Origin of the sequence: Actibacterium sp. MT2.3-13A (assembly GCF_018139985.1) — a bacterium.
GTDB lineage: Bacteria > Pseudomonadota > Alphaproteobacteria > Rhodobacterales > Rhodobacteraceae > JAGSOU01.
Genome location: NZ_JAGSOU010000014.1, coordinates 83,386 through 92,376, shown reverse-complemented (window position 1 = coordinate 92,376; position 8,991 = coordinate 83,386). Strand labels below are relative to the sequence as shown.

Annotated in this window: 9 protein-coding genes; 2 read left to right on the top strand and 7 right to left on the bottom strand. The window is 67.8% G+C overall.

Annotated features, from left to right (window positions below; translation table 11 throughout):
* Positions 1–99 (top strand): NAD(P)(+) transhydrogenase (Re/Si-specific) subunit beta (locus KCI33_RS13360; protein WP_212525303.1); only part of this gene is annotated, 99 nt, incomplete at its 5' end.
* A 364-nt stretch (positions 100–463) separates the two neighbouring features.
* Entirely contained in the window at positions 464–1,747 is a 1,284-nt protein-coding gene (locus KCI33_RS13355; RefSeq protein WP_212525299.1) for a DUF3422 domain-containing protein, read from the top strand.
* Here KCI33_RS13355 and KCI33_RS13350 read toward each other — a convergent pair.
* The 7 genes from KCI33_RS13350 to KCI33_RS13320 form a co-directional block, all read right to left on the bottom strand.
* Complete coding sequence (locus tag KCI33_RS13350; RefSeq protein ID WP_212525298.1) at positions 1,683–2,753, bottom strand: YeeE/YedE family protein; 1,071 nt, start codon at positions 2,751–2,753, stop codon at positions 1,683–1,685. The two genes, KCI33_RS13355 and KCI33_RS13350, sit on opposite strands and share 65 nt — an antisense overlap.
* A 212-nt stretch (positions 2,754–2,965) precedes the next feature.
* On the bottom strand, positions 2,966–3,169 hold the full coding sequence (locus tag KCI33_RS13345) for a hypothetical protein (RefSeq protein WP_212525297.1): 204 nt from the start codon (positions 3,167–3,169) through the stop codon (positions 2,966–2,968).
* A 37-nt stretch (positions 3,170–3,206) separates the two neighbouring features.
* The gene (locus KCI33_RS13340) at positions 3,207–4,124 is read right to left on the bottom strand and encodes an ABC transporter permease (RefSeq protein WP_212525296.1); all 918 of its coding nucleotides are present in this window, start codon (positions 4,122–4,124) and stop codon (positions 3,207–3,209) included.
* On the bottom strand, positions 4,117–5,124 hold the full coding sequence (locus tag KCI33_RS13335) for an ABC transporter permease (RefSeq protein ID WP_212525295.1): 1,008 nt from the start codon (positions 5,122–5,124) through the stop codon (positions 4,117–4,119). The genes KCI33_RS13340 and KCI33_RS13335 overlap by 8 nt, the downstream gene beginning before the upstream one ends.
* A gap of 78 nt (positions 5,125–5,202) precedes the next feature.
* On the bottom strand, positions 5,203–6,900 hold the full coding sequence (locus KCI33_RS13330; RefSeq protein WP_212525294.1) for a peptide ABC transporter substrate-binding protein: 1,698 nt from the start codon (positions 6,898–6,900) through the stop codon (positions 5,203–5,205).
* 1 nt (position 6,901) lies between these two features.
* Entirely contained in the window at positions 6,902–7,960 is a 1,059-nt protein-coding gene (locus KCI33_RS13325; RefSeq protein WP_212525293.1) for an oligopeptide/dipeptide ABC transporter ATP-binding protein, read from the bottom strand.
* Positions 7,953–8,957 carry an ABC transporter ATP-binding protein gene (locus KCI33_RS13320; protein WP_212525292.1) on the bottom strand — a complete coding sequence of 335 codons (1,005 nt, stop codon included), beginning with the start codon at positions 8,955–8,957 and terminating at the stop codon, positions 7,953–7,955. Before KCI33_RS13320 ends, KCI33_RS13325 begins: the two co-directional genes overlap by 8 nt.
* Positions 8,958–8,991: the final 34 nt, after the last annotated feature.

Below are 8,991 nucleotides of genomic sequence, written 5' to 3'. Positions count from 1 at the left end.
TCGGGCATCGAGAACCCGCTGTTCTTCAAGGAGAATACGCGGATGTATTACGGCGACGCAAAGGCCTCCATCGACAAGCTCCTGACCATGATCGAGTGACGTCGACCCGGCAGACCATCAGGCCGCCCCGCGCATCCCGCGCGGGGCGGTTTTCTTTTGGAGATGTCGCGAGACCGCGTTCGCCCGCTCCGCGGACGGAGCGGCCATGCACCGGACGGACACGCCGATCATCCCTTCCACCCGGCGGCCACGCCGGGCCGCGGCCGCCAGCCTCCTCTTGATGGACCTCCAGCCAAGGTCTGCAGCGGCTTCAAGGCAGGCCAACGCGCGCCCGAGACATGGCCTCCCTTTTCGGGACGGCGGCACACAATGCCGCACCGATAACCCGTCGTATTCATTGAGCGTTCCCGTTTACTTTGCGCCCCATTCCGCTAGGAATGGGGAAAACCCGAAAGCCGCGCCCATGACCCAGATCGAAGATCACCCGCTGCGCTATGCCCTGGCCAACGAGCTGCACGCGCGGCCGTTCCCCTCGCTGGAGACGCCCTGCCACGCGGCCTTCCTGGCGATCAAGCAGCCGCAGGACGCCGCCACCCGCGACCGCGCGGCTGACCAAGCGCATCTGCTCGACCTGCTGGACCGCTTCGGCGCGCCGCACCCGCAGCCCGAGGCCACGCATTATTTCGGCCAGATCGGCCGGCACCGGCTGAAATGGGAAAGCCACACCGAGTTCGTCACCTACACCATGTTCAGCGACGGCGTGGCCGACCGACCCTTCGACCCGGCGGCCTTCGATGTGTTTCCCGAGGATTGGCTGGCCGCCGCGCCGGGCAAGCGGATCACCTCGGCGCTGATCCGGGTCGAACAGCAGCGGCAGGCCGACGGCGAGATCGTGCGCCGCCTCTACGAGTGGTTCGTGCCCGAAAGCCTGGCCTGTTCCTCGGTGCTGGACGACAGCGCCATCATGGCCTCGGATTTCCGCATCGATCCGGCCGGGCACATGCGTTTCGCGCTGTTCGTGCGGCCCGATACCGGCGCGCGCCGGGTGGGGCGCATGGTGCAGCGCCTGACCGAGATCGAGACCTACAAGACCATGTCGATGCTGGGCCTGCCGCGGGCGCGCGACCTCTCCGTGCGCATGGGCGAGATCGACACCCAGCTTTCGGCGCTGACCGCCGACATGACCGGCGGCGCGCGCCAGCCCGAGCAGACGCTGCACGCGCTGCTGGAAATCTCGGCCGAGCTGGAGAACATGCTGGCGCTGGCCTCGTTCCGCTTTTCGGCCACCGCGGCCTACGAGGCGCTGGTGCACCAGCGCATCGAGGTGATGCGCGAGGCCCGTTTCGAGGGGCGGCAGACCTTCCGCGAATTCATGATGCGCCGCTACGATCCGTCGATGCGGACGATCAAATCGACCGAGGCGCGGCTGCGCTCGATGATCGAGCGGGCGACGCGGGCGGGCGACCTGCTGCGCACGCAGGTGGACGTGGCGCGCTCGGCCCAGAACCAGAAGCTGCTGGAAAGCATGGACCGGCGCGCTGACTTGCAGCTGCGCCTGCAACACACGGTCGAGGGGCTGTCTGTGGTCGCGATCAGCTATTACGCGGTGTCGCTGGCGGGCTACGTCGCCTATCCCCTTGCCGATGTCGCGGGGATCGGCAAGGGGACGCTGACGGCGGTGCTTACGCCCGTTGTGGTGCTTGCGGTGTGGCTGATGGTGCGGCGGATCCGGAAGAGCTTCCACTGAGGCGGGAAAGCGCGCGGTCGGCGCCGATGCCGCCCGCCGCGATCGCCGCCAGTGCGAGCAGCGCCGAGAGGGCCAGCGTGGGCACGCCCGACAGGCCCGCGCCCACGGTGCAGCCGCCCGCCAGAACCCCGCCGAAGCCCATCAGCACCGCGCCGGCCAGGTAGCGGCCGGTCTGGGCGGGGGTCTCGAAGCTCTGCCAGCGGAAGCGGCCCGAGAGCAGCGCCAGCGCCGCCGCGCCGATCAGCACGCCGCCCACCAGCCCGACGCCGAACCGCGCCGGAACGGCGCTGGACGCGACGGTCCAGAACAGGGTGTCGGCGGCCGGCGCGGTGAAGGACAGGCTTTCCAGCGCGATCGGCTCGAACTCGTCATAAAGGACGAATCCGGTGCCCACCCAGCCCAGCGGCACCAGCAGGCCAAGCGCCGCGGCGCCCGCCAGATGCGCGCGCCGCGCGCCCGACAGCACCGCCCAGCCCAGCAGGGCGAGGGCCAGCGCCACGCCCCAGGCGGCGGGCAGGACGGCGGCCTCGCCCAGCGGCAGGGTCAGCGTGCCGAGCGCCTGGCGCAGCGGCGCGAGGACGCCCTTCAGCGTGGCATGCGCGGTCAGGGCGAAGACCACCAGCACCAGCGCGGCCCGCAGGTTGCCCGAGCCCGCCAGCACCGTCAGCCGCGAGGCGCAGCCGCGGGTCAGCACCATGCCCGCACCGAACAGCAGCCCGCCCAGCAGGATCGCCGCCCAGGGCAGGTCCGGCGCCAGCAGGCGGTGCTCGGCGAAGCCGATCCAGCCCAGGGCCACCGCGCCCTGGGTGCCCAGGATCGCCACCGCCAGCGCGGTCAGCCAGACCGCCAGCGCCGGGCGGCGTTCGGCCGCCGGACCGATCAGCCCGCGGCGGAAGCAGAAGCGCGTGACCTCGGCCAGCGCGCCGAAGGCGAGGCCGAGGGCAAGGCCGAAATAGATCGCCGCCTGAGGGGCGGTGAGGGTGTCGAAGCCGAAGGTCTCGAACATGGGGAAACTCCCGCGGAAAAGGAATGTTGTCCCATTTGCGCGAGGATAGGCGTTGAATCAAGCTGCGCACATGTGTCTGAGGCGGCTTTGGATGGGACAATGTTCCGATCTGTCGGCCAGGGTGGGACGGCATCCGGTCCCGTCGACGCCGCCGCAAACATCGCCCCCCTCCGGCGCCGCGCCGGCGGCGCGGGCGTTCTTTTTTACCGGCGTCACTCGTCCAGTTCGGTGCCGAAGCGTTTGCGCATGACCTTCGGCGCGCGCCGCCGCCCGGCCTCGACGAAGACCAGGTCGCCGTCGTCGAGGGGCGTTTGGCCCGGCGCGGCGAGGGTCTCCGGCACACCGGTCAGGCTACCCTTGTGGCCGACCCGGACCACGGTCCGCCCGGCGCTGTCGGACAGGACGCGCAGCGCCACGCCGGTCGGCGGGATGCGGGTGATCTTCAGCCCGCGCTCAGCGGCCGCGGATCCGCGGGTCGAGCGCGTCGCGCAGCCCGTCGCCCATGTAATTCACCGACAGCACGGTGAAGGAAATGGCGAGGCCGGGCCAGAGCACCCGCTCGGGGTATTGTTGCAGGTAGTCCACCGCGTCGAACAACAGCCGCCCCCAGGTCGGGAAATCCGGCGGGAAGCCGAGGCCGAGAAAGGACAGCGCGCTTTCGGTGATGATCGCGTTGGCGATGCCCAGCGTGGCCGAGACCATCACCGGCGACAGCACGTTGGGCAGCACATGCCGGGTGATCATGCGGCGGCTGGGCGTGCCGATGGAGCGCGCGGCGAGGACGAACTCGCGCTCCTTCAGCGCCAGGACGTCGCCGCGCACGATGCGCGCGGTCTGCATCCAGGAGGTGATGCCGATGGCCACCACGATCAGGATGAATACGCCGGTCTCGGGCCCGAAACGCGCCGACAGCGTCTCGCGGAACAGCATGACCATGACCAGCAGCAGCGGCAGCAGCGGCAGGGCGAGGAACAGGTCGGTCAGCCGCATCAGCGGCCCGTCGAGCCGCCGGAAATAGCCCGCCAGGACCCCGATCAGCGTGCCCAGCAGCAGCGACAGCAGCATCGCGGTGAAGCCCACGGCGATGGAGACCTTTCCGCCCGCCATCATGCGGGCCAGCATGTCGCGGCCCAGCTGGTCGGTGCCCAGCGGATGGGCGAAACTTGGCGATTGGTTGCGGGCGCGGATGTCGATGAAGGTGGGCTCTATCGTCCACAGATAGGGGCCGATCAGCACCGCGAAGACGATGGTGAGGAACACGATCGTTCCGATCAGCGCGCCACGATGGGTCGAGAACTGGTCCCACACGTCCCACCACTGGCTGCGCGGCGGGCGATAGGCCTCTTCCTTCAGGGGGGCGGTGTCAGTCATAGCGGATCCTCGGGTCGAGAATGCCGTAAAGCACGTCGGCAATCAGGTTGAACAGCACGATCAGGATGGCGAAGATGAAGGTCAGCGTCTGCACCATCGGGATGTCGTTGGCGTAGATCGCGGTGATCAGCAGCTGGCCGAGGCCGTTCACCTTGAACACCTGCTCGGTGATGATGGCGCCGCCGAAGATCGTGGGCACCCCCAGCGCGATCACCGTCACCACCGGGATCATCGAATTTCGCAGGACGTGGACCAGCACCACGACCTTCTCGCTCATCCCCTTGGCGCGTGCGGTCCGCACATAGTCCTGGCCGAGATTGTCCAGCATCGAGGCGCGCATGAAGCGGCTGATCTGCGCCGCGTTGTAGAGCGCCAGAACCGCGACCGGCATCACCATCTGGCGCACCTGGAAGACGAAGCTGTCCCAGTCGCTGACCACATGGGTGGTGTCGTAGATCGAGGGGAACCACCCGAGGTTCACCGCGAAGATCACGATCAGCAGAACGCCGGTGAAGAAGGTGGGCACCGAATAGCCCACCATCGACACGAAGGTGCCGAGCTGGTCGAACCAGCTGTATTGCCGGTAGGCCGAGAGCACCCCGATGGGCAGCGCGATCAGCGTGCCCAGGACATAGGACAGCCCCACCACCCACAGGGTCTGCGGCATCCGCTGGGCGATGATGTCGCCGACCGGGCTGCGGGTCTGCCACGAGATCACGCGCTGCATCCCCTCGCCGAAATGCGTGCCGAAGGTCGCGTCGAAGGCGTGCAGCGGCTCGGCCACGGCGAATTGCTTCAGCCACAGCAGGTAGCGGATGTGGATCGGCTCTCCCAGTCCGAGGCTTTCGCGGATCTTGGCCTTGACCTCGGGCGGGATGGTCAGCGGCAACTGCGCGGTCGGGTCGCCGGGGGCGAAGTCGAGCAGCAGGAAGATGATCAGACTGATGAACAGAAGCGTCGGGATGGCCAGCAAGAGACGTCGGAGCGTGAAGGTAAACATGCGATGCCTCGGGTCAGAAGTCTGTCGTCAGAAGGGAATGCGCCCCGGCCCGCCGGGCGGGCCGGGGCGCGGCTCAGCTTACTTGATGCGGTACCAGTCGGCCGCGTTCCACAGCTCGCTGTCCCAGGTGTTCAGGACAACGCCGCCCAGCGTGTTCGAATGCGCCGAGACACGGCCGCGGTCGACCAGCGGGATGATGACATAGTCCTGCATCAGCATGTCGTTCATCGCCTTGGCCAGCTCCGCGCGCTTGCCGATGTCGCCGGTCTTGGCCATTTCGGCCACCAGCGCGTCATAGGCTTCCGAGCAGTAGCGCGGCATGTTGTTGCCCTGCCACTGGGTCTCAGGCCGCGGGGCCTGCTTGCATTCCCAGTTGGCCATGTAGGCCTCGGGGTCGGTGCCGTCGAAGTTGTTGGCGTACATCTCCACGTCGGCGAAGAACTTCTGGAAGGTGTCCGGGCTGCCCGGATCGCCGCCGAAGAACACGCTGGCGTCGATGTTCTTCAGCTCGGTCTCCACGCCGATCTCCGACCACCACTGCTTGATCAGCGCCTGGAAGTCCTGGCGCACCGCGTTGGTCGAGCTCTGGAACAGCAGCGACAGGCGCTTGCCGTCCTTCACCCGCACGCCGTCGGGGCCGGGCGTCCAGCCGGCCTCGTCCAGCAGCTTCTTGGCGCCCTCGATGTCCTGCACCAGGCAGGCGTCGTTGGCGGTGGATTTGTAGATCTCCGGCGCGGGCAGCACGTTGCAGGTCGGCCGGCCGGCGTCGCCATAGCCGATCTCGACCAGCAGCGCGCGGTCGATGGCCATGGACAGCGCCTGGCGCACGGCCTTGTCGCTGAGGATCGGGTGCGGGTGCTTGGCGGTGCCGCGCTCGTCGCCCAGTTCGGCCGAGGGGTCGGTCAGGTTGACCATGATCCGCTCCACCAGCGTGCCGAAGGCCGACACCACCTGGCCCTTGCCCGCGGCCTGCATGTTGGCGAGCACCTCGGGGGCGAGTTGCAGGTTCCAGGCATAGTCGAACTCGCCGGTTTCCAGCACCGCGCGGCCCGCGGCCGCGGCGTCGCCGCCGCCCTTGAACACCACGTTGGCGAAGGCCGGCTTGGCCGGGTCGCGGTAGTTCTCGTTCGCCTTCAGCTGGATCACGTCATTGGGGCGGAACTCCGTCACCACGAAGGGGCCGGTGCCGATCGGGGCGAAGTTCGCGTCGGTGCATTCGGGCGCCTTGGGGCCCAGGCACTCGGCGAATTGCGCCTTCTGGATGATCGGGGCCTGCGCGCCCACGAAGGGGCCGTAGGGGAAGGGCTTGGCCACGCCGAACCTGACCACCACGGTCAGCTCGTCGGGGGTTTCCACCGCCACCACGTCGTTGAATTTCTCAGACTGGGCGCAGCCGCCGCCCTCGGCGGTGCAATATTCCCAGGTGAACTTGACATCCTCTGAGGTCAGCGGCGTGCCGTCGGACCATTTCAGGCCCGGTTTCAGCTTCCAGGTGATCGACATCAGGTCGGCCGAGACGCCGCCGTTTTCCACGGTGGGCACGGATTCGGCCAGGTAGGGCACCATGTTGCCCTTTTCGTTGTAACGCGCCAGCGGCTCCAGCACGAGGCTCGCGGCCTCAAGGTCCTTGGTGCCGCCCGACAGGTAAGGGGTCATGATCGAGGGCGCCTGCCAGTAGATGATGTTCACCTGGCCGTCCGAGCCGCGCTCGGCCAATCCGGCGGTGGCCATCACGGATCCGGCGGCAGCGCCCAGAAGGGCTGTCTTGAAGTTCATGTCACTCTCCTTGTTGGATGCTCTTGTGGGCCTCGGCCGCTGCCGTTTCGCCGGCAGTCTCGTGGGTTGTCTCGGAATAGAGATGGCAGGCCACCTGATGGCCAGGCGCGACCTCGAAGGTGGGCGGCTCCACCTTGCGGCAGATATCCATCACCTTGGGGCAGCGGGTGCAGAAATTGCAGCCCTCGGGTGGGTTCGCGGGCGAGGGCACGTCGCCCTTCAGCAGGATGTGCTTCTTGCGGGTCTCTATGGTCGGGTCGGGCTCGGGCACGGCCGACAGCAGCGCCTCGGTATAGGGGTGCTTCGGGGTGGCATAGAGCGCGTCGCGCGGCGCCAGCTCCACCACCTTGCCCAGATACATCACTGCCACCCGGTCGGCGATGTGGCGCACCATCGAAAGATCGTGCGAGATGAACAGATAGGTCAGGCCCAGCTTGGCCTGCAGTTCCTCCAGCAGGTTCACCACCTGCGCCTGGATCGACACGTCGAGCGCGGCGATGGGCTCGTCGCAGACGATGAACTTGGGGTTGAGCGCCAGCGCGCGGGCGATGCCGATGCGCTGGCGCTGGCCGCCCGAGAATTCATGCGGGTAGCGGTTGGCGAAATCGCGGTTCAACCCGACGGCATCCATCAGGTCGAACACGCGCTCGTTCTTTTCCGCGCGGGACAGCCTGGTGTGCTCGTCCAGCGGCTCGGATATGATGCGGGCGACGGTCATGCGCGGGTTCAGGCTGGCCTGCGGATCCTGGAACACCATCTGCATGGTCGGCCGCAGCCGGCGCAGGGAATGGAAATCGGCCTCGCCGATCTCGTCGCCATTGATCCAGATCGAGCCGGAGGTGATGTCGTAGAGCCGCAGCACCGCCCGCCCGCAGGTGGACTTGCCGCAACCGGATTCGCCCACGAGGCCCAGCGTCTCGCCCTCGTATATGTCGAAGCTGACGTCGTCGACGGCCTTGACCTCGCCCACCCGGCGGCGCAACAGCCCGGCGTAGATCGGGAAGTGCATCTTCAGGTTGCGCACCTCGACCAGCTTGCGGCCCGTTCGGGTGTCAAACATCGCGCGGCCCTCCGGTGGCGGGGTCCCAGAAACAGGCGGCGTCATGGCCGGGGCCGACGGGCACGCGGGCGGGGTTTTCGCGTTCGCAACGGTCGAAAGCCTGCGGGCAGCGGGCGCGGAAGGGGCAGGCGGCGGGCGCGGAAGACAGGATCGGCGGCTGGCCCTCGATCACCGCCAGCTTCTCGGCGCGCGCGCCCGAGACGCTGGGCACGGTCTTCAGCAGCGCGCGGGTATAGGGGTGCTGGGGGTTGCCGAACAGCTCCCTCACCGGGGCCTGTTCGACGACCTGACCGCCATACATCACCATCACCCGGTCGGCGATTCCCGCGATCACGCCGAGGTCATGGGTGATCCAGATCACCGCCATGCCCAGCTTTTCGCGCAACTCCTTCATCAGCTCCAGGATCTGGGCCTGGATGGTCACGTCGAGCGCGGTGGTCGGCTCATCCGCGATCAGCACCTCCGGATCGCAGGCCAGCGCGATGGCGATCATCACCCGCTGGCGCATGCCCCCCGAGAACTGGTGCGGATAGTCGCCCAGCCGGCGCGCGGCATCGGGGATGCCGACCAGCTCCAGCAACTCCCTGGCGCGGTTGCGGGCGGCTTGCTTGTCCAGCCCCATGTGCTTTCGCAGCGGCTCCATGATCTGGTAGCCCACCGTGAAGACCGGGTTGAGCGAGGTCATCGGGTCCTGGAAGACGAAGCCGATCCTGGCGCCGCGCAGCGCGCGCAGCCGCTCCTCCCTGACCTTCAGCAGGTCCTCGCCGTCGAACATCACCGTGCCGCCGCGCACCTCGGCGGGGGGCGAGGGCAGCAGCCCGATCAGCGACATCATCGTCACAGACTTGCCCGAGCCGCTTTCGCCCACCACGCCCAGAAGCTCCCCGGGACGCAGATCGAAGCTGACGGAATTGACGGCGTGAATTTCGCCCGACCGCGTGCGGAACACGGTCTTGAGGTCCTTGACGTCAAGGACAGGCACACCCCCATCGGGCATGATATCTCCCCAGGCTTTTGTTTTTATTCGCTTT